At 61.6% G+C, this 24,172-nt stretch carries 25 protein-coding genes; 18 read left to right on the top strand and 7 right to left on the bottom strand.

Annotated elements, in window-relative coordinates:
• The first annotated feature begins 46 nt into the window (after positions 1-46).
• Both plcR and KEC55_RS26445 read left to right on the top strand, forming a co-directional pair.
• A complete protein-coding gene (gene plcR / locus KEC55_RS26450) occupies positions 47-760 on the top strand; it encodes a phospholipase C accessory protein PlcR (RefSeq protein WP_282508061.1) in 714 nt (237 codons plus the stop codon).
• 66 nt (positions 761-826) lie between these two features.
• Positions 827-2,203, top strand: coding sequence for a pectin acetylesterase-family hydrolase (locus KEC55_RS26445; RefSeq protein WP_282508060.1), 1,377 nt, complete (start codon positions 827-829; stop codon positions 2,201-2,203).
• A 62-nt stretch (positions 2,204-2,265) separates the two neighbouring features.
• On the opposite strand, the gene KEC55_RS26440 is transcribed toward KEC55_RS26445, so the two are convergent.
• The 4 genes from KEC55_RS26440 to KEC55_RS26425 form a co-directional block, all read right to left on the bottom strand.
• Entirely contained in the window at positions 2,266-3,372 is a 1,107-nt protein-coding gene (locus tag KEC55_RS26440) for a J domain-containing protein (RefSeq protein WP_282508059.1), read from the bottom strand.
• Between the two features lie 111 nt (positions 3,373-3,483).
• Positions 3,484-3,804: a DUF4148 domain-containing protein gene (locus KEC55_RS26435; RefSeq protein ID WP_282508058.1), complete on the bottom strand. Its 321-nt coding sequence runs from the start codon at positions 3,802-3,804 to the stop codon at positions 3,484-3,486.
• A gap of 153 nt (positions 3,805-3,957) precedes the next feature.
• Positions 3,958-6,342 (bottom strand): DNA polymerase II, encoded by a 2,385-nt coding sequence (locus KEC55_RS26430; RefSeq protein ID WP_282508057.1) that lies wholly within the window; start codon positions 6,340-6,342, stop codon positions 3,958-3,960.
• A gap of 149 nt (positions 6,343-6,491) precedes the next feature.
• Entirely contained in the window at positions 6,492-6,707 is a 216-nt protein-coding gene (locus KEC55_RS26425) for a hypothetical protein (protein WP_282508056.1), read from the bottom strand.
• Between the two features lie 454 nt (positions 6,708-7,161).
• Between KEC55_RS26425 and KEC55_RS26420 the strand changes: the two genes are divergently transcribed.
• The 7 genes from KEC55_RS26420 (at position 7,162) to KEC55_RS26390 (ending at position 9,519) form a co-directional block, all read left to right on the top strand.
• Positions 7,162-7,509, top strand: coding sequence for a hypothetical protein (locus tag KEC55_RS26420; RefSeq protein ID WP_282508055.1), 348 nt, complete (start codon positions 7,162-7,164; stop codon positions 7,507-7,509).
• A gap of 172 nt (positions 7,510-7,681) precedes the next feature.
• Entirely contained in the window at positions 7,682-7,885 is a 204-nt protein-coding gene (locus tag KEC55_RS26415; RefSeq protein ID WP_282508054.1) for a cold-shock protein, read from the top strand.
• Positions 7,886-8,058: 173 nt separating this feature from the next.
• Entirely contained in the window at positions 8,059-8,211 is a 153-nt protein-coding gene (locus KEC55_RS26410) for a hypothetical protein (RefSeq protein WP_282508053.1), read from the top strand.
• 296 nt (positions 8,212-8,507) lie between these two features.
• Positions 8,508-8,792, top strand: coding sequence for a hypothetical protein (locus KEC55_RS26405; protein ID WP_282508052.1), 285 nt, complete (start codon positions 8,508-8,510; stop codon positions 8,790-8,792).
• A gap of 47 nt (positions 8,793-8,839) precedes the next feature.
• Positions 8,840-9,049 carry a hypothetical protein gene (locus KEC55_RS26400; protein ID WP_282508051.1) on the top strand — a complete coding sequence of 70 codons (210 nt, stop codon included), beginning with the start codon at positions 8,840-8,842 and terminating at the stop codon, positions 9,047-9,049.
• A gap of 41 nt (positions 9,050-9,090) precedes the next feature.
• Entirely contained in the window at positions 9,091-9,303 is a 213-nt protein-coding gene (rpsU, locus tag KEC55_RS26395) for a 30S ribosomal protein S21 (protein ID WP_282508050.1), read from the top strand.
• A 9-nt stretch (positions 9,304-9,312) separates the two neighbouring features.
• Positions 9,313-9,519 carry a hypothetical protein gene (locus tag KEC55_RS26390; RefSeq protein WP_282508049.1) on the top strand — a complete coding sequence of 69 codons (207 nt, stop codon included), beginning with the start codon at positions 9,313-9,315 and terminating at the stop codon, positions 9,517-9,519.
• A 183-nt stretch (positions 9,520-9,702) separates the two neighbouring features.
• Here KEC55_RS26390 and KEC55_RS26385 read toward each other — a convergent pair whose 3' ends face one another.
• Positions 9,703-9,894, bottom strand: a complete 192-nt coding sequence (locus KEC55_RS26385; protein WP_282508048.1) for a hypothetical protein — start codon at positions 9,892-9,894, stop codon at positions 9,703-9,705.
• A gap of 232 nt (positions 9,895-10,126) precedes the next feature.
• Between KEC55_RS26385 and KEC55_RS26380 the strand changes: the two genes are divergently transcribed.
• The 5 genes from KEC55_RS26380 (at position 10,127) to KEC55_RS26360 (ending at position 18,577) form a co-directional block, all read left to right on the top strand.
• Positions 10,127-12,973: a type VI secretion system Vgr family protein gene (locus KEC55_RS26380; RefSeq protein WP_282508047.1), complete on the top strand. Its 2,847-nt coding sequence runs from the start codon at positions 10,127-10,129 to the stop codon at positions 12,971-12,973.
• Between the two features lie 3 nt (positions 12,974-12,976).
• Complete coding sequence (locus KEC55_RS26375; RefSeq protein ID WP_282508046.1) at positions 12,977-15,028, top strand: phospholipase D-like domain-containing protein; 2,052 nt, start codon at positions 12,977-12,979, stop codon at positions 15,026-15,028.
• 3 nt (positions 15,029-15,031) lie between these two features.
• Positions 15,032-16,339, top strand: a complete 1,308-nt coding sequence (locus KEC55_RS26370) for an SEL1-like repeat protein (RefSeq protein ID WP_282508045.1) — start codon at positions 15,032-15,034, stop codon at positions 16,337-16,339.
• Between the two features lie 44 nt (positions 16,340-16,383).
• Positions 16,384-17,448, top strand: a complete 1,065-nt coding sequence (locus KEC55_RS26365; protein ID WP_348995533.1) for an SEL1-like repeat protein — start codon at positions 16,384-16,386, stop codon at positions 17,446-17,448.
• 211 nt (positions 17,449-17,659) lie between these two features.
• Positions 17,660-18,577, top strand: a complete 918-nt coding sequence (locus KEC55_RS26360; RefSeq protein ID WP_282508044.1) for a hypothetical protein — start codon at positions 17,660-17,662, stop codon at positions 18,575-18,577.
• 96 nt (positions 18,578-18,673) lie between these two features.
• On the opposite strand, the gene KEC55_RS26355 is transcribed toward KEC55_RS26360, so the two are convergent.
• On the bottom strand, positions 18,674-19,654 hold the full coding sequence (locus tag KEC55_RS26355) for a LysR family transcriptional regulator (protein ID WP_282508043.1): 981 nt from the start codon (positions 19,652-19,654) through the stop codon (positions 18,674-18,676).
• Positions 19,655-19,756: 102 nt separating this feature from the next.
• On the opposite strand from KEC55_RS26355, the gene KEC55_RS26350 reads away from it, so the two are divergent.
• Positions 19,757-20,131, top strand: a complete 375-nt coding sequence (locus KEC55_RS26350; RefSeq protein WP_282508042.1) for a nuclear transport factor 2 family protein — start codon at positions 19,757-19,759, stop codon at positions 20,129-20,131.
• A gap of 146 nt (positions 20,132-20,277) precedes the next feature.
• Here KEC55_RS26350 and kdgT read toward each other — a convergent pair whose 3' ends face one another.
• Positions 20,278-21,297: a 2-keto-3-deoxygluconate transporter gene (kdgT, locus tag KEC55_RS26345; protein WP_282508041.1), complete on the bottom strand. Its 1,020-nt coding sequence runs from the start codon at positions 21,295-21,297 to the stop codon at positions 20,278-20,280.
• Positions 21,298-21,577: 280 nt separating this feature from the next.
• Here kdgT and kduI point away from each other — a divergent pair, with 280 nt between their 5' ends.
• The 3 genes from kduI to kdgR are packed head-to-tail and all read left to right on the top strand — an operon-like array spanning position 21,578 to position 24,165.
• Positions 21,578-22,414 carry a 5-dehydro-4-deoxy-D-glucuronate isomerase gene (gene kduI / locus KEC55_RS26340; protein ID WP_282508040.1) on the top strand — a complete coding sequence of 279 codons (837 nt, stop codon included), beginning with the start codon at positions 21,578-21,580 and terminating at the stop codon, positions 22,412-22,414.
• Positions 22,415-22,418: 4 nt separating this feature from the next.
• The gene (gene kduD / locus KEC55_RS26335; protein WP_282508039.1) at positions 22,419-23,225 is read left to right on the top strand and encodes a 2-dehydro-3-deoxy-D-gluconate 5-dehydrogenase KduD; all 807 of its coding nucleotides are present in this window, start codon (positions 22,419-22,421) and stop codon (positions 23,223-23,225) included.
• 58 nt (positions 23,226-23,283) lie between these two features.
• Positions 23,284-24,165 carry a DNA-binding transcriptional regulator KdgR gene (gene kdgR, locus KEC55_RS26330; protein ID WP_282508038.1) on the top strand — a complete coding sequence of 294 codons (882 nt, stop codon included), beginning with the start codon at positions 23,284-23,286 and terminating at the stop codon, positions 24,163-24,165.
• Positions 24,166-24,172 lie beyond the last annotated feature (7 nt).

The following is a 24,172-nucleotide window of genomic DNA, read 5'->3' as shown; positions in this document are numbered from 1 at the left end:
CGCGGATGCACCGGCGCAGAACGGCATGACGTGACGAGGAGGCGACGTGAAGAAGAACAGGGCACTCTGGCGGCGCACAGGCGCGATCGCGGCGATCGGCGTGGCCGTCGTTGCAATCTGGCGATATGAAGCAGCGACACCGGCGCAAGCCGCGTCATCGGGCACGACGGCTGCGATGGCGAACGCGCAGCCGGGCGCGGCCGATGCGTTCGGCACCGGCGCCGCGACGCCCGGCCCCGAAGAGCGGCGGCTCGATGTCGACGCGCTGCGCCGCAGCCTCGCGGGGCGCCCCGACGCCGACGCCGAAGTGAAGCGCATCGTCGCGTTCGCGCGGTTCCGCGACGAAGTCGCCGCGTACGGCGATCGCCGCAACAGCCTGCCGCAAGCTGAGCGCGACGCGCTCGCGCGCCGGATTCTCGACGAACTTCCCGACCACGTCGCGCGCAACGAAATCGTGCCCGTGCAGGCTGAAGCGCTCAGCGCGGCGTTGTTGACCGATACCGAGGCCGATCCCGCGACACGCAGCGCGGCGATCCGGTCGATGCGCGCGCAATGGGATGCGTATGCGCAGCAGACGGTCGGCCCGTCGCCCGCGCAGGATCCGCGCTATCTCGCGTACGAGCAGCAAAGCCGCGACGTCGTCCGGCAGGTTCAGGCGAGCATTGCCGATCCCGACCAGCAACAGACCGTCATCGCGCAGCGCCTGCAGGCGCTGCGTGTCCAGCTGTTCGACGGCGCTTCACCGTCCGGCGCGCACTGAGCGCCGAATCCGCGACGCCGGGACGATGCCCGGCGGCCGCGTCATGTCCATCGACAAGGAGGGGAGATGTCCACAGCACGATGTCTGCTGCGCGTCGCCGTCGCGACGCTGCTCGGTTGCGCGGCACTGAACGGCCACGCGGCCGATACGACCATGCCGGATCCGTCGATTCCGTATTATTCGTGGTACGAAGTGACGTTGCCGGAGAGCAGCGGCGCATCGTGCGGCAACGGCACGCCGATGCGCTTCTACATCAATCGCGCGCAGTCGGACAACCTGCTGTACATGATGGAGCCGGGCGGCGCGTGCTGGAACTACGGCACCTGCACGCAGACGTCGACCGGCGCCGAGGCCGGCCTCGGCGGCTTCAATCCGGACGGCATCCCGCACAACTACATGAACGGCACGGCGAACGAGAGCCTGCTGTCGTCGTTCCTGTCGCCGCTGCTCACCCGCATGGATCTCGCGCACATTCTTGTCGGCGAGCCGAAGGTCGAGACGCAGCAATGGACACAGGTTTTCGTGCCCTATTGCACCGGAGATATCCACATGGGCAGCGCGGTGCGCAACTATACGTCGCCTTCCGGCGACTGGCGCCTCCAGCACTACAGCGGGCTGAAGAACATCCAGGCGGTCGCGCAGTGGCTGACGTCGCACGGCTTCGGCAAGCCGAACCGGCTGCTCGTGTACGGGATGAGCGCGGGCGGCTACGGCACGCTCGCGAACTACGCGACGCTGCGCAACACGCTGCAGCCGCAGGCGCATAGTTCGCTGCTCGACGATGCCGGCACGGTGTTCAACACGCCGTTCGATGCCGATGCGGCCACGCATCCGTCGGTCGGCCTGTACGACAAGGTGCGCACCGAGTGGGGGATGACGGGCCCCGACGGGATGATCACCGTGAACAGCCGGCTGACCAGCCGTTTCGATCCGGGCAACATGGGGAGCGCGTACGCGGCGTTGTCGGCGACCTTTCCGCATGACCGCTTCGGTTTTTCCAGCTACCAGCGCGACAAGATCATCGCCGCGTATCACTATCGCGCGTTCGTGCCGGCCGTGATGGCGGCGCCCGACGATGCGACGAAGGATGCGCTGTCGCTCGCGATGTTCGCGAAGGAGCTGGACGGGCTCAAGCAGACGCTGAACCCGTTGCCGAACTTCGGCTACTTCATGCCGTGGGCGCGCAATGACTTCATCGACAACCACCAGGTGACGGCCGTCAGCTTCACCGGGTCGGGGATTCACGAGAACGGCACCGATGCCGACATCGGCACGTTCGTCGACAACCTGCTGAACCAGCAGGACCCGGCCGATACGCCGGTGATGAAGGCGTTCCGCACGCAGCAGTGGTCGGACTTCACGTTCTCGACGTTTCTCGCGTGGATCGACAGCGTGTTCAACCTGACCGGTGAAGCAGGGCCGATCTCGGGGCACAAGGCGTAAGGCAGGGTGTCCGGGCGCGCGGCGGCGTGGTGTGTCGCCGTGTCCGCAGGGTCGAACCGCGCCTAGAAAGAATCGTCGTCGAAGCGGGACGAAGCAGGCCGGCGCTTCATGTCCTTCAGCCAGTCCCGGACGTTCTCCGGATCGTCGAACTCGCGCAGCGCCACGGTGAGGTCGTGGTTGCTGCGCTGCATGCCGGCAATGTCGCGCGTGAGCATGCGCATCACGGTATCGGGCGCGACCTTGACCGACTGCGCGATCCCGTAAGTTCGCCGGAAGCCGGTTTCGACGTGCTGAATCTCCTGATCCAGCTCGCGGAGCTGTTCCTCCAGGATGCCGTTGTAACGCGTCAACCGCGCTTCGCTCAGGCCGTCGATCGCGCGCCGGTCGATCTGCTCGATTTCCAGTTGCAGTTCGAGCAGTTGCAGGAGATTGCCCTTCTCATACGCGTGGTTGACCCGCTGCATCAGTACGGTCTTGCGCGCCTGTTCCTGAGGATCGGTTTCACGATCGGGGTGCAGCGCGCTTGCGAGCTTGCGATAGACCTCGCGGATCGACTTGCTCGATTCGGCCTGCTCGGCCTCGCGCTTCGCTTGCGCGGCCGATTGCCGGGGCGCTTTCTTGCGCTTCGCACGCTGTGCTTCGCGGGCCTCGTGCTCGGCCATGTCGCGCCTGAACTGCTCGTCCAGTTCCGCTTGCATGCGCTCGGCGAGTTCGTCGGGCGACAGCGAATCGAGATCGTCCGCCGGTGCAACGTCCGGAATCGGCTCCGGTTCTTGCCTTGCCGGTGCATGGTCGGCCGCTGCGTGGTGCCGGTTGTAGATGACTTTCAACTGCGCGTCGTCGCTGAAGTCGAGCAGGTTGCGCGCCATGTCGGCGATCAGCCCGGACAGCGTGCGCTGCTCGGCCTTGCTCAAGCCCTTCTGCAGGAATGCGTCGTCGAGCAGATTGAGCAAGCGGATCCGCAACGCCGTCGAGGCCTGTTCGAGCGGCAGCAGCCCGTCGACGAATTTCGTCTGGAAGGCCGGCATCACGGCGTCCCAGGCGCCAAGCCGCTCGCGCCGCTTTTCGATCTGCTTGACGAGCGTATTGAACGTGTTCTGGGCTTTCGACAGGCTGGCTGTCTCGTGTCCGGGTGCGATGGCGACCGCGGCACCGCGACGTGCGGTCATGATTGAATGTCCTCCGGCCGCGGCGGGACGCGCGGCAGGCCGGTATTTTAGCCGGACGGGCCGAGGGCCGCCCGGAGCGGCGCGCTTTCCCGACGCGACCGGCCGCGCGCGTTACTGCTTCACGGTTGCAACCGCCGGCGTACCCGCTTCCATAGCCGGTGCGCCATTCGACCCGTAGGCTGCCTCGGCGTTCTTGCGTTCGGCGAGGCGCTTGGCGGTCAGGCGTTCCTGCGCGGCGACGATGTCGCCCGGATAGTTCTCGCCGTCGGCCGCGATCGGCACGTAGCCGACCGATTCGAGGTCGAACAGCTCCTGGCGCACCTGGGCACGCGTGAGCGTCGAGTGCGACGATTGTGCGTAGGACACGGCCGGTGCGGCGAGGAGAGCGGTAGCGGCAGCGGCGGCGGCAATGGTGACGATGATGGATTTCACGGTTTCCTCAGACGGTTTCGTTACGGTCCGGCTCGCATTTGCCTGGCTGAACCGACGAGACAAGTTTAGGAACCCGGACCGCCCGGATAAATGGGGAATCCGAGCCAGCTGTGTTACAGAACGAGCAAGAGTGGATGAGGTGGCGCCGTGGCGTCAGTCGCCGAACAGCTGCCCCTGCCCGGAGATCACGCGCTCGAAATCGTCCCGCAGGAACGGCAGGATCGCATCGGCGACAGGCTGAAGCTGGCGGCTCAGGTAGAACGCATAGTCGATCGGCGAGCGCATCGTTTCGAGCGGCTCGGGGCCGGCCGTCGTCATCACGTAGCTGATCCAGCCGCCGCGCTGATACTGCAGCGGCCGGCCCTGCGCGTGGTTGAACTCGTCGGCGATCCGCGCCGCGCGCACGTGCGGCGGCACGTTGCGCTCGTACTCGCGCAGCGGCCGGCGTACGCGCTTGCGGTAGACCAGCTGATCGTCGAATTCGCCGGCCAGCGTGCGTCGCACGGTGTCGCGAATGAAATCCTGGTACGGCTCGCGCCGGAACACGCGCCGGTACAGTTCGCGCTGGAACTGCTGCGCGAGCGGCGTCCAGTCGGTGCGCACCGTTTCGAGCCCCTTGAACACGAGGTCCTCGCCGCCGCCGGCCGCGGCCGCGAGGCCCGCGTAGCGCTTCTTGCTGCCTTCTTCCGCGCCGCGCACGGTCGGCATCAGGAAGCGGCGGTAGTGCCGTTCGTATTGCAGCTCCAGTGCGCTGTCGAGCCCGAAGTGGTCGCGCAGGTGTGTGTGCCACCAGCGGTTCACGTGCTCGACGAGCGCGCGGCCCTTGGTGCCGGCTTCGTCGTCGTCGTGCGCGCGGCCGAGCCACACGAACGTCGAATCGGTGTCGCCGTAAATCACTTCGTAACCCTGAGCTTCGATCAGCTCGCGCGTGCGATGCATGATCTCGTGGCCGCGCATCGTGATCGACGACGCGAGGCGCGGGTCGAAGAAGCGGCAGCCCGTCGAGCCGAGCACGCCGTAGAACGAATTCATGATGATCTTCAGCGCCTGCGACAGCGGCGCGTTGCGTTGCCGCTTCGCGTCGTCGCGGCCTTCCCACACGCGGCGTACGACATCGGGCAGGCAGTGCGCGGTGCGCGAGAAGCGCGCGCCGAGGAAGCCGGGCACCGATGCGTCGTCGCCGGGGTTCGCGAGCCCTTCGATCAGGCCGACCGGATCGATCAGGAATGTGCGGATGATCGACGGATAGAGGCTCTTGTAGTCGAACACGAGCACCGAGTCGTACAGGCCGGGGCGCGAATCCATCACGAAGCCGCCGGGGCTGTTCTGTCCCGTCACGTCGCCGAGGTTCGGCGCGACATAGCCGAGCCGGTGCATGCGCGGCAGGTACAGGTGCGTGAACGCCGCGACCGAGCCGCCGGTGCGATCGGCCGCGAGGCCCGTGACGCTCGCGCGTTCGAGCGCGAAGGACAGCAGGTCGGCCTTGTCGAAGATGCGTGTGACGAGCTCGCAGTCCTTCAGGTTGTAGCGCGCGAGCGCGGGCTTGTCGTGATCGAAGCGGCGCTGGATCTCGTCCATCCGCTGGTACGGGTTGTCGATCGACTTGCCTTCGCCGAGCAGTGCCTGCGACACGTATTCGAGGCTGAACGACGGGAACGTCCACGTCGCGGATTTCAGCATGTCGATGCCGTCGAGGATCAGCCGGCCGGCCGCGCCCGCGAAGAAGTGGTCGGGCTGCTGGCCGTGCGCGCGCCAGTCGAGCACGCTGCCGCCGCGGCCGAGCTTCAGCGGGATGCCGTATTGTTCCGAATGCGCATGCAGGATGCGCAGGTCGAACTGCACGAGGTTCCAGCCGATCACCGCATCGGGATCGTGTGTTTCGAACCATTCGTTGAGCCGCGTGAGTATCGCGGCCCGACTGTCGCAATAGTCGAGGTCGAAGTCCGGCGTGCCTGCGCCGCTGCTTGCGTCGCCGTTCGGCGGGCCGAGCATGTAGACCTGCCGTTGCCCGCAGCCTTCGAGTGCGATCGAATACAGCTCGCCGTGGACGCTGGTCTCGATGTCGAGCGACACGCAGCGCAGCGTCGGGCGGTAGCCGTCTGCGGGCTTCAGTTCGCCACCCGTCAGCGTGCCGTCGCGGCCGGGCTGGCCGCGAAACTGCACCGAGGCCGTGATGAAGCGCTCCATCGCGTAGCGGTCGGGCGGTTGCACGTCGGCTTCGTAGACGTCGACGCCGGCCGTGGCCAGGCGCTTCTGGAGTCCGGACAGATGGCGGTAGCGCTTGCAATAGAGGCCGACGACCGGCCGTTGCCGGAAGTCGCGCAGCGCGAGCGGGCGCAACTCGGCTTCGCGCTCGCCGGCCAGCGTGCGTTCGGCGAGCGCCTGCTGTTCGGCCGGGATGAACGCGACGGCTTCCTGCGGGCGCAAGCGTACGCGGCGCGGACCGTGTTCGGTTGCCAGCCAGAACTCGATCTCGATGCCGGATGCGGTGTCCCGCCAGTGGCGGGTGAGGATGAAACCCTGCTCGAACGCCGTCAAAACGCTTGCTCGTCGTGGATGCTCAGGCGGCGGATTTTAGCGCCTGGGACGAGTTCTCGCTCGCGCTGGCCGTGCGCGAAGTCGGCATCGCTCGTACGGCTCACGTTCCGCCGTTGTGGGTTGCCTCCCCGGTTGCAGATCGTACGTGCTCAACCGAACTGCGCGTTCAGCCATCCTTTGGCCCACTGGGTCGCGTAGATTACTGCGTCATCGCGCGCATCGAAGCCGGCGAGATCGCCGCTAGCGTGAACTTCCTGCTCATCTCCGTCCAGGAGAATCGTGGTGATCCGCGCATGCGCGATGTATTCGCCGTCCGCCCGGCGCGGTGTCGGGTCGATCCGGAAACGTGTCGTGTCGAAGAGCATGAGCTCCTCCCTGTCGAGTAACCGCGAGTGGGCTGGCGCGGGAGGGTGATGGATGGACCGGCAAACCAGATGCCGCCCGCAGGGAGAGGAGAAGGCCCGCTGCTCCGGAACTGCTTCGGAGCCACGCTCAAGCGACGGGGCAGGAAGGGGGCATCAATGCCGCTAGACGGTGCCGGGGTGATCGGTCGGGGTGAGGGGCCCGATCGTATTCAAGGAGGTACGCAGCGCAATGCGCCGGAATCGGCCACCGGCCTTCCGACGCTTCGATGGTACGCCGTCCAATCCGTTTGTATAGCAAAATTTCGAACAGATTTCCTCAGTCGTGAGCGGCCTTCGCGCGGCGGCGATGGCGTGCACGACAGCGGTAGCGCGTATAGCGGAGCAAGCGCTGTTCGGAGGTTCGGGTCGACACGAGCGAGATCGGCAACGTAGCTCCGGAAGAAACGGCGTGCCCATGAAAGTCGATCGCAGTGCCATTCCCTGTTGCCTCGACCTGCGTGCCGGCTGGGCACCGGACGTATTGAATGAGGATCGCCTGGTGCTTCGCGGCGCGGCGAGCCCGCTGTTGCGGGCGTTTGCACGATCGCGCGGCGGGTCTGCGTATGTCGACGACGTCGTGTGGAACATCTTCTCCGGCACCGAGGGCCTGTCGGTGGTCGAGCGTCGCGAGACTGGACTCTTTGCATTGATCGACGGCATCGAAACCGAACATCAGTTGCGTTTGCTGGCCGCTCTCCGAGGGCGTCGTCGGAACGGCGCGAACGGTGGCCGCACGTTTTGCTCCTCGGCCGAAAGCGCTTGACACCCCTGTTGGCGAGGCGTACTGTCGGCCGCGTAAGTATTCAAGAAGCGCGATTGCTGCTCATCATCGACCGCAGCCTGCGGTATTCGTTGTCCTCTCCCTCCTTGATTATTTCTTGTGTCCGCATCCTTTCGGGGTGCATACGCTCGTCCATATCTTCAGGAGATCTAACATGGATACCGGTATCGTCAAGTGGTTCAACGATGGCAAGGGTTTCGGCTTCATCACGCCCGACAGCGGCGGCGACGACCTGTTCGCCCACTTCTCCGAGATTCGCGGCGAGGGCTTCAAGACCCTCGCCGAAGGCCAGAAGGTCAGCTACGAGACCAAGACGGGCCCCAAGGGTCTGCAGGCGTCGAACATTACTCCGCTGTAATTGCCCCGGGGTCGTCAGCGTCGTCCACGAAGCGGCACGTCACCGCCGCTTCACGGGTGACGCGTCGCCGTCGAACCTGCGCGCATGCCGATGCCCGGACACGCATTGCAGCGCGCGTGATTTGACGCGTCGCGCTCATTGGATCGCACGAGCGGTGCGGCAGGAGAATCCGCATGACCCGAAGTCAGTCCCGTAGCAACAAGGCGCCTCCGCGCGCCAAGCCGGCCATCATGCTGCCCAGGCTCGGCACCGCATTGAACTGGGTACCGCCCAAGGCAGCCGCAGTCACGAAATCGCGCCCGAAGAAGCGCGTGCCGACTCCGTAACGGCGAGTGTCGGCATCGTGGCCGGACACAGCGTGCCGTTCGACTGCACCTGCGCGCATTGTCGCGCGCAACCCGGAATAAGTTAGGCATCCGACAAACGATGCGCGTATGATGGGTTCATCCGTGCCGGCGCCAGCCCTCCGGCCGCTCACCCCTCCCGATCCCGCGCGCTGCATCGCCCCGCCTCCTCGCTGCAACGTTGTCCCTTTCACCCTACCGGCCCGCCCCGCAACGGGGATGCAGGCCGGATGTGTTCGCCCATGCGATGCGACGTGGCCGAACGTCAGGAGTTCGTCATGAGCATGCATATCTATCGTGGATTCGAGATTTATCCACTGATTTACCCTCACGTGCCGGCGCTGAATGGCAGCCCGCACAACTACGACGCCGGTTTCGACGCGGCGGTCAAGATTTGTCTTCGCGGCACCGACGATACGCTGACCCGCAGCCAGACTTTCATGCTGGGCGAGCGTTGCCCGTTCGACAATGCCGGTGACGCACGCCGTGCTTCGCTGAGCTATGCCGAGAACATCATCGACTGCAATCACGACAAACAGGATTTCTTCGCCGCCTTGCTTTGATGTGTCGTGCTCAGGCAGCGCAATGCGTCATGAATTCGGACAGCGAAATGATGATCGATGAACTGCTGGGATTGATAGAACGGCGCGAGGTGACCTGGACGGGCACCGCCGTGCCCGCTGTAATCGCCGATTCGGCGCTGCGCCATCAGCAGGAACTGCACATGCTCGCAGCGGTACGCGCACTGTCGACCGGAGCCGGATATTCGGAATTCGAGTCCGACGAGATAGCGAGTGCCGTCATGACACGGCTTGGCTAGTTTTCCGTTCACCCTTCCCCTTTTCCTGAAACAGGATCCTGATGACAACCATTACGCTGAAGGAAAACGAACCGATCGATGTCGCGCTGCGGCGATTCCGGCGCGGCATCGAGAAAACCGGGCTGATCCGGGAGCTGCGCAGTCGCACCGGCTATGAAAAGCCCACGACGGAACGCAAGCGCAAAATGGCCAGCGCCGTGGCCAGGCAACGCCTGCGGGCGAAGCGCATGCTGCCGCCGCGCAAAATGTACTAGGAGAACATCATGTACAACATGCCGGCCGAGGCGCCCCCGTTCTTCCCGTTGACGAAATGCGAAGTCGATCTCGATCGGCAGAAAGACATGGTGACACTGCTGCCGAGCTTCTATGCGTTCGGATGCGAGTACACCCCCCGCGGTTTTTTGATCGCGCGGGATGATGCGTTCAAGCTGATTGCCGCGATCGAGAAGGCGCTCAGCGTCCAGGGATGAGGCGAGCGGCGATTCGTAGCGTCGTTAACGAATTGATGGGCGATGCATATCCCGACGCCAGTACGTCGATCGGCGTCATTAGGGCGTAAGGGGCAGGGATCGCAGCGCGGGTGTCATGCGGTCGGATGGGCGATGACGGACAGGCGCTGTCGTGCAAGGGCTGGAGGCTTTCGCGCGGGAATATCAGGTGACCGGCAATTTTTCGGCGACACGCCATGCCCTACGCGTGGTGTCGGCGGGCCGCAGCAGCCAGCGGCGCGCGGTGATCTTGTGGCGCTTTTGCGTGACGTATTTGTCGACGGCGACTTCGAGCGTGCCGTCGTCGACATGGGAAGGCGTAGCGGTGGCGCCCGATCCGCCCGCGAATTCGATCACGGCGGGCTGGGGCTTCGCGTTGCGCGGCGCGTCATGGCCAAGCGTCACGGTGCTGCCGGGATACCGGTGCGAATAGGGTGTGCGGAGCAGCAGGGTGAAATTACTAAATCCATTCATATGGATGAATGAGCGATTACAGTTTTCAATTATTTGAATTCCCCCCGATTGACGTCACAGAATCGTCATTCGTAGAATCGTCAGTCAAGAACAACATAATTCTGAGAGAGGCGCTATGGATGCGCACGGCATGATCGGGACACTCACGGGAGGGCTGGTTCAGCAAGAACGACTTCTCAAGCTCGATACACCGCTTGGCAGTAACGTGCTGATCCCGCACCGGGTGTTCGGGCAGTCCCGCATCGGTCGAGATTACCTGTTCATGATCGACTGCGTGTCGACGTCGAACGATGTCCAGCTCAAGACACTGATTTCGCAGCCCGTCACGCTGTGGATTCAGCAGACCGACAAGACCTATCTGCCTCACCACGGCTACGTTCATACCGCGAGAAAACTCGGTGTGGACGGCGGCCTCGCGTGTTATCAGCTCAGTTTCTCGTCGTGGCTGCATTTCCTGAAATTCCGTCGCGACCAGCGCCACTGGCAAGATAAAAGCGTCGACGCAATCATTACCGATGTATTCAATGATCATCCGCAGGCACGCGGAATGTATCGCTTTGAATTGTCGCAACCGCTGCCTTCACGCTCCTACTGCCGTCAGGACGAAACCGACTGGAATTTCGTGCACCGGCTGCTCGAATCCGAGGGCCTGTACGGCGTCTGGAAACAGGCGCAGGACGGAAAGTCGCATACGCTGGTGATCACCGATCGTCTTCAGACGCTCGAGCCGCTTGCGCCGGCAACAGTGGATTTTTCCCATGCGAGCGTTCATGGTGAAGTGGACGCTTTTACGCAGTGGGCAGGAACCCGGACGCTGCAGTCTGTCCTGCTGTCGACGCGAACGTTCGACTACAAGAATCCGGCCACGCCAGCCAATCCGAAGGCGACGTCGGTTCCCACGATGGCCCATCAGGGTGATCTCCCGTCGCAGGCCGAGGTGTATGAATACACGGGCGGCTATACGTACCCCGAACAGGAGCGTGGCGACCATCTCAGCAAGATCCGCATGGAGGAATGGGAGTCGCAGGCCAAGCGCTACGACGGTGTCGGTGGGGTGCGCCGCATCGATGCGGGGCGGCGATTCACGCTGACCGGCCATCCCGAGCATGATCAGGACGCGGCCGACCATCGGGAATTCGCGGTGATCGAGGTCGAGTGGATCATCGTCAACAACGTTCCGCTTTCCGGGCACGAAGCGAATTACCCGCATAGCCTCTATCAGGCAGTGAAGCAGGCCGATGCGGACGACACGGACAAGCTGTTCTCCGTGTCGCATGCCGATGGCTCGACGGGTTTCTATCGAGTGGCCATCGAAGCGCAGCGCACGTCGGTCCCGTATCACAGCCCCCTCGAACACAAAAAGCCCGAAGCAAAGCTCGAATCGGCCATCGTTGCCGGTCCGAAGGGGGAGCAGGCGTATACCGACGACCTGAACCGGATCAAGGTGCTGTTCATCTGGGACCGGCACAACGAAGGCGACGAGCGGGCTTCGTGCTGGGTGCGTGTCGCGCAATCCGATACCGGCGACGGGTATGGCGGCGTTCACATGCCGCGCGCGGGCGAGGAACTGCTGATTGGTCATATCGGGAACGACATCGATCGTCCGATTGCGCTGCACCGGGTGTACAACGGGGGCGCAAAGCCACGATGGCATTCGAATGCCCTGCTGTCGGGTTACCGGTCCCAGGAATTCTCGGGGAGCGGTTACAACCAGATGGTGATGGACGATTCGACGGGCCAGAACCGCGTACACCTGTACAGCAGCAGTACGAACGCGGCGTTGCACCTGGGCTACCTGATCGATCAGACCGACAACACGCGCGGCAGTTACCTGGGCAAGGGCTTCGATCTGAGTTCGGAGGCCTACGGTGCGCTGCGGGCTGGGCGAGGGCTGTTCGTGACGACGCACCCGGTCGCCAGCCAGCCGCTCGATACCACTTTGGCGACGCGTCAATTGAACGGCTCGGTGAGTATCCTCGATGGCCTGTCGCAGGCGAGCGAAACGTCGAAGGCGGAAAGCCTGAAGGATGGCCACGACACCTTCAAGGCCTTTGCAGATGCGGCGCAGCACAACGAATCAGGGGCGACGGGCGGTGGCGGTGTGACAGCCGGTGGAGGGACGGGCGACGCCGGCGCGTTCAAGCAGCCAGTGATTCTGGTGGCCGCGCCCGCGGGCATCGGCCTGTCGACGCAGAAGTCGACGCACGTTGCAGCCGATCAGCACGTCAATATCGTCAGCGGGCAAAGCACGCACGTTGCGACCGGCAAGTCGCTCGTTGCCAGCATTACGGAGAAACTGAGCCTGTTTGTGCAGAACGCCGGGATGAAGCTGTTTGCGGCGAAGGGGAAGATCGAGGTTCAAACCCATGCGGATAATGTCGAAGTGACGGCGCAGAAATCGCTGTTGCTGGCGTCTGTTACCGAGAAGGTTCAGGCCTCGGCGCAACAGGAGATTTTGTTGACCTCGGGCGGCGCCTACATCCGGCTCAAAGGCGGCGACATCGAGATTCATGCGCCGGGCAAGATCGACGTGAAGGGGGCGCAGCATGCGTTCAGTGGTCCGACCAGCATGGATGTGACCAACCCCGCGTTCAAGGATCTGCCGACGCGGCGGTTGATGCTGAATACGATGGCTTCGCCGTCTGCCACCGGTGTCGTTCCGGTGGGTATGCCGTACAAGCTTTATGCGGACGGGGCGCTGGTCAAGCAGGGCGTGTTCGACAAGTCAGGGCAGTTGCCGATCGATCATCAGGTCACCACGCAGAAGTACACGCTCGAAATGGCGAATGGCGTGAAGCACGAGATTCCGGTGCCGGGGGAGTATCGGGATGCGGCGAATGGTGCGCTTGCGAATCAGGGGTTTCAGTATCACGAAGGCGCATCTGACGATAGTGCTGCATCAGATAGAGCCGCGCATCGACAAACCTATAACGAACTGCTGACTCCTTCATCGGAATCATAAGTCATGGCAAATGTAAATAAATCCATTACCACGCCCATTGCACAGAATCACACCTCGTCGGCGATGGCATGCCTGCCATGGTTTGTCTGTCACAGTGAGTATGGTCCGGCAACCGCAGGTTTCCGTCCATTGGTCAATGGCCATGATGCATTCGCCGCTGTGTACAAGGCGATAGCGGACGCGAAGCATTCGATCGACATCATTTGCTGGGGTTTCCAGCCTTCCATGTATTTTGTCCGTGATGGCAGCGGGATGCGAATCGGCGAGCTGCTGGAGCAAAAAGGGAAGGAAGGTAAAAAGATTAGATTGTTGTGCTGGCGTGACCCGTTTTATATGGCGGAACTCAGCGAAAACAACATGCCTGGAAATGACTTCGTGACACCACTTAAACGCGTGCTTCCGAAGTGGGTTTACGATCGAGTGTCAATGCTTGGGCGAGATTATCAAACGGATGAAGAGCGACTGTTTGATATAAACTGGTACAAGCGTGCAAATTTTAATAATGTCACGAACCCAGTAATTCACTCTGTAACCGATCGAGTTATCGATGGTGTCGTTAATTTACCGATGAACGTAGTAAGTGCCTTGTCGGCACCATTTAGTTCTGGGTCCAATCCGGTTTTGCACAAGATTGCAGGGTTTCCGAATATCGAGTTGGCTACACGAGGATTCGACCTGTCGGTGCGCTCGGAAATCGTGGGAAGGATATCCGGTTACGGGACCATGGATGGGTGGAGCGGCGGCACAAAAGCGACGACTTCTGCTGCAATGGGAGGCGAACCGTCGCACCATCAGAAAATGGTGCTGGTGGACTACGAAGATTCGGATCTGGCTACTGGTTTCGTCATGGGGCACAACATGCTTGACCAGTATTGGGACACTGACATGCATAGCTGTCACGCCATGGCACCCAGTAAGGGGCGCAATGGTCCTTATCCGTGGCAGGATATCTCGAGTCGAGTGACCGGCCCGATACTGCAGTATCTAAATAAGAATTTCTGTGAAGCATGGGATGACGCAACTGGTCAAAAATTGGAGAAATCACGAGAGCATTTGGCTGGGACACACAAACTCAGGAATGATGCTCCGGATGACGCTCCCGTGATGGCCCAGATTGTTCGCACGCAATCGGAGAAGAACAAGCGGGACATTCAGGTCATGTATCTGAATGCAGTTAACAACGCGACTCAGTGCATTTTCATCCAGAATCAATATTTTCGTTGGAACGACCTTGCGCTGAAAATAAAGGACGTCGCAAAGGCACAAGCAAAGGCGGGTCGGGATTCCGGCAGAGACGGTTCGATTTATCTGTTCGTCATCACCAATTCCAGCGACGATGCGGTCGGAAACGGAACGGTAAGAACGTACCAAATGCTTGAGTCGCTTGGGTGTGGAAACTCTATGCCTGGAGTGGCTCAGCTCGAGCGTAAGGATGACTACGCTACACAGCAAAAGAATCTGGAGGCTCAGCTAGCCACCCAACAGTCGATACAGCAAAAATTTGCGGCACAAGGTGTCGATATAAATGCCGCATCCCTGCAGGGTGCCATGAATTTCTATCAGGATAATATGGCGAAGCAACAGGAACTGCAGCAGGAATTGAACGAGTTGAATAGGAAAAAGCAGCTCAATGCGCATATCGATCCGGATGCTCCACCGTCGAACATCGAGGGGCTCAAGGTACAAGTCTGTACGCTTGTGGCTCCGGATTCGCCCGCGGGAAACTGGCTGCCGATATATGTTCATGCAAAACTGATGACGATTGACGATGCATTCATGACGATTGGATCTGCAAATGTGAATCTCCGAAGCATGAATGTTGATAGTGAACTCAATATCTGCCACGAAAATTCGGCTGTGACGAAACCGCTGAGGCAGAAGTTGTGGAGAATGCATGCCGGAGACAAATGTGCGCAAGATGATTTTTTCAAGGCTTTTTTGGAGTGGGGTAATGTCGCTGATCAGAATAAGGAAAATAAGATAAATAATCTTCCGCCGGATAAATCGCTTGTAAAATTTCTGAGAAAGTCAGATAAACGCACATATGCAGATTAATCGATGAACAGAAATCTTTTGATTGTTTTGTTTCTGGTGTGTTTGTGCGCTTGTACCAAAAAGGAGTCGCAAGTGTCTCAATTTCCTGATCTGAGCGCTGTTCGTGCAAATCTGGCGTTTTCCTGTGCTCATGAATCGGAGTATTTGCCGCCATTGGACCCCAATGCAGATATTCTGTTCAAATATGCCAGATACTTGCAAAAAAAGGATGGTCCGAAGGATTTTGACGACATTCTTCGTTACTATCGAATTGCGGCAGCATACGATCACTACAAGGCCAATACTAATGCGCAACTATTGATTTCTCAGGGGCTTGCCAGCTCCCCCAATGCGGAGAAGGAATCGGTTGGCCTTGCCTCGCAGCTTGTCGATAAAGGGATACCCTCCGGATACTATGATATAGGTCATTATCTCGAGGGAGGGTACGGCTTGAAGCAAGATCCTGAGATGTCGCTACGTTATTTCCGGAAGGCGGCTGATCTGGGTAGTCCGGAAGCGCAATACTACGTGGCGGATCTTCTGGCCCCAATGGATAAGGCTCCTGCCGTCGCTAAGCAAATGCGCGAATGCGCTACGGCTCAAGGTTTCGGCAAGGCTGCGAGTGCCTTGGGAATCAATCTAAAAACCAATAAATACTATGCGGAGGCGGTGAAGGCATTCCAGAAAGGAGTTGAGTCGGGGAATATTCAGTCAGCATCGTTCCTGGAAAATGGGTTCGAAGGCCCCCCCGAGAGTGACCGCCTGTATTACCTTGCTCTCCCAAAAGATCCGGAGCGAACTCGGCGTTACGATCTGATTGCGAGATTTCTCGACCATAACGATGGACGTAATCCCAAGGTTCCGGACATCGACAAAATTGTTCCGCTACCACCCGCGAAGCTGCCCCCATGGGACGGTACGTTCCAATGGCAAAAGGAGCAGGATGCAGTTGCTCCGCCGCAGAAGCCTGCGGATGATTTCATCAACGAGATGGCGAAGGCCAAGCGTCTCGATCCCGCGACTGGGTTGCCGCTCCCGGAATCGGCAGACAAGACGTCACAGGCGGAGCAACCTGAAAACGTCGGGTCCCGCCTGCCGTTGGGCACAGTCGCTCACACGGGGCAATCCTGCCCGGAAGACGGCGTATGGTGCGCGAAACTTTCGACCGGCCAGGTTGGCGACACGCAGCGCCGGTTTCTCAAGGGGGACGCGTTACCGTCCGTCGTCGTGCATGAGCCCAGAAAATTGGCGATGCTCGACAGCATGATGGGTACGCGCCAGCACGTTGAACAAGTTGCGTGGGAACTCGTTGCGTACCTTGATCAGGCTTGATCGACTCATTCAGCAACGCTTCGTGGCCAATCGCTCGCTCGATCATGGCCACGAAGCAGGCTCGATTTATCATGCGTAGAGCGCCCGCCGTCCTGCTGATTTCTTGCCTGCTGGCAGCTTGCTCGAAGAGCGAAAATGCTGTCAGCCCGTTGCCTGACGTAAGTGCGGTACGTCTGAATCTCGCCTTCACCTGCGTGCACGAGGTCGATCATCTGCCGACTCTTGACCCGGAAGCGGATAAATTATTTCAATATGGCCGGTATCTTGAGAAAAAAGATGGCCAGAAAGATTTCAACGATGTCGCTCGCTACTACCGGATTGCAGCTGCGGTCGGGCATTACAAAGCCAACCACAATCTGCAAATTCTGATTTCGTCCGGGGCAGCACCATCACCTGATGCCGAAAAGGAAAGCGTGGATCTCGCCGAGCAGTTGATCAAGGCAGGCGTCGCTAGCGGCTATTACGACATTGGCCACTACCTGCTGAATGGGTACGGCCTCCAGGGTGGTGAAGATGCCGCACGCCGGTACATTCGTAAGGCGGCCGATCTGGGTAACGCAGATGCTCAGTATTATGTGGCAAATTTGCTTGATCCGGCCGACGCTGCGCCGGACATCGCTCTTCAGATGTTTCAATGCGCAGCGGAGCAGGGTCATGCCGAAGCGGCGAACTACCTTGGCGTGAGCCTTCAGACCGACAATAAATTCAGTGATGCTGCCAAAGCGTTTCAGATGAGCGTCGCGGCAGGAAGCAGCCAATCGGCGCTTTTACTTGAGTGTGCCTTTGATGTAAATGGTGGGCGCGACCCGGTAACTAATCTCGACGTTCACGCCGATCCTGAGCGTGTTCACCGATACAACGTTATCGGAAAATTTCTTCGAGCCAATGACGGCCATAATCCCAAGGTTCCGGATCTCGACAAGATCGTTCCCCTGCCACCCGCAAAGCTTCCCCCTTGGAACGGCACCTTCCAATGGCAAAAAGAACAGGATGCAGCCACACCACCGCAGAAGCCGTCGGACGAACTTATCAACAAGATGGCGAAAGCCAAGCATCTCGATCCCGCGACAGGGCTGCCGCTTTCGGGGTCGGCAGACAAGCCTTCATAGGCTGCCAACCTGAAAGCTCGCATCCTGCGTGCCGCTGGATATGGGCACGCATCGACAACTTGCTCACAAGCTGACATACGGAACCAGGAACCGGCCAGATTGACGACAGACCGCATCGGTTTCTCAAAGACAACACATGGCCGTCGATCGACCTACAGGCCGGCAAGTCCACCGCCGTGCAACTGACAACCTCCTTGCCCCCGGAGTCCACATGAATTCACCCACCCGGCCCGTCTCGCTACCCGGTGCGGCGGCGCTCATCGCCGCGCTGATCATCACCGTGCTGTTTCTATCCGGCCTCTACGTGCAGTTGACGAAGTTCTCACTAGACTCGCATATGGTGGCGATTCAACTGACCAGCTTCATCCAGAACCTCGTGTTTCGAACCGGTCTGGTGTATCTGATCGTTCGCTGGCACGGCGAGCATCGAGATCAGCTTGCGTTCCGTCGCCCCGCACGGTTGTTGTCGGCTTATGCGTTATGCCTGCTGATCTGGCAGATCGCGCAAATATTCATCATCCAGATGGTGGTGGTGAGCTTGGCCGGCAACGGCACGCATCTGACGGCCATCTTGCCGCTCATCGCGCCGGTGAGTGCCGCCCTGTTTGCGTTCGTGGCCTGGCTTGCGTGGTGGTTCGTTACGCGCGTGTTTCGCAACGATGCGCTACCCGAGGCGCCCCACAGTCAAGCAACGCGGTACATCGCAGGCCTCGCGGCCTGGCTGTTCGCAAGCGTATGGCTGCTTTTGATGACGCAGACAGTGCCGATGCTGCTCGACACTTTCGATGACGACCTCATGCGCGTGATGTTCAGCTACGTTGGCGCGTTGGTGGTTCCCGCGGCGCTGATCTTTGCGGGCGCGCGGCTTGGCCTGCCCCGCGATCTCGTTCGACTGCACGGCTGGCGCTGGCTGGGCGCGTCGCTCGCGGCGTTGGCATCCACCGCGGTGCTGTTCTATTTGGCGTTGCAGTTGCTTGGCGGCATGCTTGGGGCGGCCGTGTTGTCCGGGACGATGGCGATCGTTGTTCTCGGCGGGGCCTTTGTGGCTTACTGGGTGTGGTTCCGCGTGTTCTACGCTCCGGTGAGCCGTGGCACTGTCGAAACGCCTCGTGGGATGCCTTCGCCGTAGAAACCGAACGCAGGTGAGGGCGATGCGCGATCCCGTACGGGCCGACTGGCGTTCCGACCTCTCGAGGCCGTGGCGGCAGGCGCGACGGAAACAGGATTACTCGCGACGCAACGTTTCGAGCACGGCCGATGACGGCCGCTGGCTAGCGCCATCGCCCTTCGACTGCAGCCCGGGCATCATCCCGACGACAAAGTCGATGAATGCTCTCACCTTGGCCGGAACGTGATTTCGACTGGGATAGTAGACGTAAAGAGGGAACGTCTCGTCGGGCCAGTCCGTCAGAATCAGCTCCAGTGTGCCGGCACGCAGGTGCGCATCGATTCCGAGGTCGATTATCTGAGCGATCCCGAAGCCGGCAACGCACGCGCCGATTTTCGTTCCTGCATCCGTGACGGTCAGGTTGCCGCTGACGGCCACTCTCACTTTCTCGTCGTCACGCCAGAACTCCCAGTCGAAGGGCCGACCGGTAGCCGGATCGATGGCCAGGATGCATTCGTGGCCGTCATCGACCAGATCCTGCGGCGACCTCGGCCGACCGCGTTGCTCCAGGTAGGACGGCGCTGCCACGGTCAGGACCCGCGGACTGTACAGCCTGCGGCAGACCAGGGTTGAAACGGTTGGCACTCCAAACCGGATGGCGAGATCGAATCCGTCGCTTACCAGGTCCGACAGGTCGTTCCTGGTTTCCAGCTTCAGATGTAGAGCAGGGTAATCCTTCATGAACTGGGCCAACTCCGGCGCCAGCACCAGGCGGGCGAACGCGGCATCGCACGCCACACGGAGCGTTCCGCTGACGACCGAGGTCTGGTCGGAAGCGCCGGCGGTCGCATCTTCGATTCCCTGGAGCAACGGCAGCACCTTTGACAACAGCTCGTGGCCCGCGTCCGTCACTTCGACGTACCGGCTGGTGCGATGCACGAGCTTCGCGTGCAGGCGGTCCTCCAGTCGCTGAATGGCGCGACTGACTGCAGGCTGAGTCTTGCCCAGACGAGAGGCGGCACGGCCAAAGCTCCCGGATTCGGCAACGGCCGCGAGGACAAGCAAGCCGCTTACCAGCCCTCCGTCGAGGTCTTCCATGATCGATGTGTTCCTGTAATGGCAGCGATAACCGGGCCGCCGTATCCGAGGCGAGGACGATCGCTCACTATACGAGCCGTTCACTACCGAGGAAAGCCAGTCATGACCCAGACCCAAGCCGTCGTCGCCTTGATCGAGGATTATTTCAATTTGGCTTATGAGCCGCAGAGCCGTGACTTCAACAAGGTCTTTCACCCGAGCTGCCTGATTCAGTGGCTGGATGAAGGTCGGCTGCGCACCCTGTCATCGTCGGAGTATGCGGCGCTCATCAACGGGAGGCCGAGTCCCCGCTCAACCGGCGCACCAAGAGACGAGGCGATCCTCTCGATGGAGAACATTTCGGATAGCCTTTCAACGGCCACGGTACGAGTGCGGATCGGAAACAGGCTGTTCAACGATCACTTCGCCATACACAAGGTGGAAGGCAGTTGGCTGATTGCAAACAAGGCATCCGCCATCGTGAGTACGTTCGACTGACGCGCCGCGCTGCAGATGCGACAGAGTCCGCGCAAACACCAACGAACAAAACCCCGGGAAACGCATCGATTTCCCGGGGTTTTTATGCAATCGAACATTGATCGGCTCGAAGCGGGCGCCTGAAACGCGGGCTCGAACCGTCCTCGTCAAACATGCCCCTCATGTTCGATCGGTGCGCCATGCCCCGCCCGCGCCGAAACGATAATTGGCACCCCTGACAATCTCGCCGCCCGCTTCGCCCATATCGCCGTCAAGATCGGTACGAGAATCGCCGTCACGAGGCAAGCCGTCGCGACGATCGCCGTCGCGGCCGGCACCATCGGTTTGAACTTTGGAATCATCTCGCCGATGATCGCCGGGTTTGCGACCGCGGCGCCGGCCGTCGACGACGCGGCAAGCCCGGCGGTTCCGTTACCGCCGCCAAGCAACTTGTCCGCCAGAATCAGCGGCACACCGGTCACGACGATCACCGCGAGCCCGAGCGCGATGCCCGGCAGTCCGCTTTTCGCGATCACGTTGAGATCGATGCCGTTGCCGAGCGCGAAGCCGAAGAACGGGATCAGCGGATGCACGCAGCGCCCGAACAGCTCACGCAGGTCTTCATCGAGGTTGCCGAGCGTGAAGCCGATCAGGAACGGCAGCACCGCGCCGACGAACAGCCGCGTCTCGAACACCGCGACACCGGCCGCGCCGAGGATCAGCATGCTGACGAGCGGCCCAGATTCGATCGACATCAGCACGAACGCGCCGGCTTCTTCCTTGCTGCCGTACTGCTGCATCACGGCCGCATAGAGGCCGCCGTTGGTCATGTCCATCGACGTCGTGATCGCGAGCAGCGACAGGCCCGCGAAGAGGCCCGTGCGGATGCCTTCGTCGGGGATGAACTGCGCGGCGATCACGGTCGCAAGCCACGCGACCACGATCTTCGTCGCGAGCAGCGTGCCGGATTTGCGCAGCACGACACCGGTCGCGCGCAGGTTGATCGTCGCGCCCATGCAGAAGAACCAGACGGCGAGGATCGGCACCGTGCCCGCAATCAGGCCGTTGGTGAACGAGCCGAAGTACTTCCCGGCGTTCGGCGCGAACGTGTGCACGCATGCGCCGAGCAGCATCGGGACCAGCATGAGCCCGCCAGGAATGCGGTCGATGGCCTGTTTCAGCTTCACGTCTCCTCCGTGGACGTCGATGCGTCCCGTTGTCGAATGATGTCTGCTGACTGACTATAGGACATGATTCGGAACGATGGTCCGATTTTGATGAATTGACGGGTAGTCGTATACCCGTATCGACATAAATTGCTGATAAAAAAGGGAATTTAATGGGTGTTGCATCAGGCTTTGTTTTCGGATCGTCGTTCCGTATTTGTGGATTCTGTGCTTCAATTCATCGTATGACCGCCGCCGTTGCGGAGGCTGGTGGCATATTCAATCTCCACGGAGAACCGGCATGGAAGTGCGACAGGGCATACACGGCGAACACGCGAAGACGCTCGATACGGCCGGCTTGCGCCGGCATTTCCTGGTGGAGAACGTATTCGCACCGGACGCGCTGTCGCTCACCTACAGCCATATCGACCGGATCATCGTCGGCGGCGCGTGGCCGGCCACGCGGCCGGTCGAGGTGCCCGCGTCGCTCGGTGCGGCGATGGGCGTGAGCCATCTGCTGGAGCGGCGCGAACTGGGCGCGATCAACATCGGCGGGCCCGGCTGGGTCGAGGTCGACGGGCAGCGTCACGCGGTGGGCACCGAAGAGGCGATCTACATCGGGCAAGGCGGGCAGGGCGTCGTGTTCGGCAGCGACGATCGCACGCATCCCGCGAAGTTCTACCTGAACTGCGCGCCCGCGCACACGGCCTATCCGACACGCACGATCACGCTCGCGCAGGCGTCGCCCGAAACGCTCGGCGATGCGGCCACGAGCAACCGCCGCACGATCTACAAGTTCATCGTGCCCGACGTGCTGCCCACCTGCCAGTTGTCGATGGGGATGACGAAGCTCGAGCCCGGCAGCCTGTGGAACACGATGCCGTGCCACACGCACGAGCGCCGGATGGAGGTGTATTTCTACTTCAACCTCGCCGACGACGCGGCCGTGTTCCACATGCTCGGCGAACCGCAGGAAACGCGCCACGTCGTCGTGCACAACGAGCAGGCGGTGCTCTCGCCGAGCTGGTCGATCCATTCGGGCGTCGGCACGAAGGCGTACACGTTCATCTGGGGGATGGTTGGCGAGAACCAGGTGTTCAAGGACATGGATCACATCGCCGTTGCCGACCTGCGCTGACATCATGAAACGCGATACGCCCGAGCTTCCTGCCACCGACGCGCGCACCGCGCTCGCCGGCCTGTTCGACCTGACCGGCAAGGTCGCGATCGTCACCGGCTGCAACACGGGGCTCGGCGCGGCGATGGCCGTCGCGCTCGCGTCGGCCGGGTGCGACATCGTCGGCGCGAACCGTTCGGCGCCTGCCGAGACATCGGCGCGCGTCGAGGCGGCCGGCCGGCGCTTCGTCGACGTGCGCGCCGATCTGTCGACGCTCGAGCCGGTCGAGCGGATCGTCGGCGACGCGGTCGATGCGTTTGGCCACGTCGACATCCTCGTCAACAACGCGGGCATGATCCGCCGTTGCGATGCACTCGAATTCACCGAAGCCGACTGGGACGCCGTGATCGACGTGAACCTGAAGAGCGTGTTCTTTTTGTCGCAGGCCGTCGCGCGGCAGATGGTGCGGCAGGGGCACGGCGGCAAGATCGTGAACGTCGCGTCGATGCTGTCGTTCCAGGGCGGTATCCGCGTGCCGTCGTACACAGCGTCGAAAAGCGGCGTGCTGGGGCTGACGCGCCTGCTCGCGAACGAATGGGCCGCGCGCGGGATCAACGTGAACGCGATCGCGCCTGGCTACATGGAAACCGACAACACCGCGCAATTGCGGGAGGACAGCCGGCGCAGCGACGAAATCCTCGGCCGCATCCCGGCCGGCCGCTGGGGCGTGCCCGACGATCTCGCGGGCGCGGCCGTGTTTCTCGCGTCGCGTGCGTCGGACTACGTGCACGGTCACACGCTCGCCGTCGACGGCGGGTGGCTCGCGCGCTGACCGTGCCGCGCGGCGGACGCGTTATGCTCTCCCGATTCGCACTCACGGATTCACGGACATGACAGCAACGCCCAGGCAGCGCAAAGGCGATCAGGCGAACCAGGGAGCCGAAGCCGACACGTCGGCGGCAGGGTCCGCCGAAAAGGCAGATTCGGTCGCGGCCGTCGGCAAGGTCTTCACGATCCTCGCCGCGCTCGGCGATCGCCGCGAGATCGGCATCAGCGAACTGTCGCAGCATCTCGGCATGTCGAAGACGACGGTTCATCGCTTCCTGCAGACGCTGAAGGCGCTCGGCTACGTCGCGCAAGAAGGCGAGACCGACCGCTACCGGCTGACGATCCGGCTGTTCGAGCTGGGCAGCAAGGCGCTGGAAAGCGTGGACCTCGTGCGCGAGGCCGATCTCGAGATGCGCCGCATCGGGCAGCTGACGCGCGAAGCCGTGCATCTCGGCGCGTTCGACGAGGACGCGATCATCTACATCCACAAGATCGACGCCGATTACGGGCTGCGCATGCAGTCGCGGATCGGCCGGCGCAATCCGCTGTACAGCACGGCGATCGGCAAGGTGCTGCTCGCGTGGATGACGCCCGACGAAGCGCGCGCGGTGCTGGCAGGCATCGAGTTCAGGAAGTCGACCGCGAAGACGCTCGCGTCGGCGGATGCGGTGATGAGCATCCTGCCGCACGTACGGCAGCAGGGCTACGGCGAAGACAACGAGGAACAGGAAGACGGCCTGCTGTGTCTCGCGGTGCCCGTGTTCGACCGTTTCGAGCGTGTGATCGCGGGGTTGTCGCTGTCGTTCCCGACGATGCGTTGCGGCGCGGACACGAAAGCGCATTACGTCGCACTGCTGAAGGAAGCCGGTCAGGCGATTTCCGCGCGGCTCGGGTATCGTCCGCAAGCGGCCGGTGTCGAGCCGGCGACGGTCGCGCAGGATTGAGCGTGCG

This window comes from Burkholderia cepacia (assembly GCF_029962485.1).
GTDB lineage: Bacteria > Pseudomonadota > Gammaproteobacteria > Burkholderiales > Burkholderiaceae > Burkholderia.
Note: the sequence above shows the minus strand (reverse complement) of the source record. Positions and strands in the feature narration are given on the sequence as shown.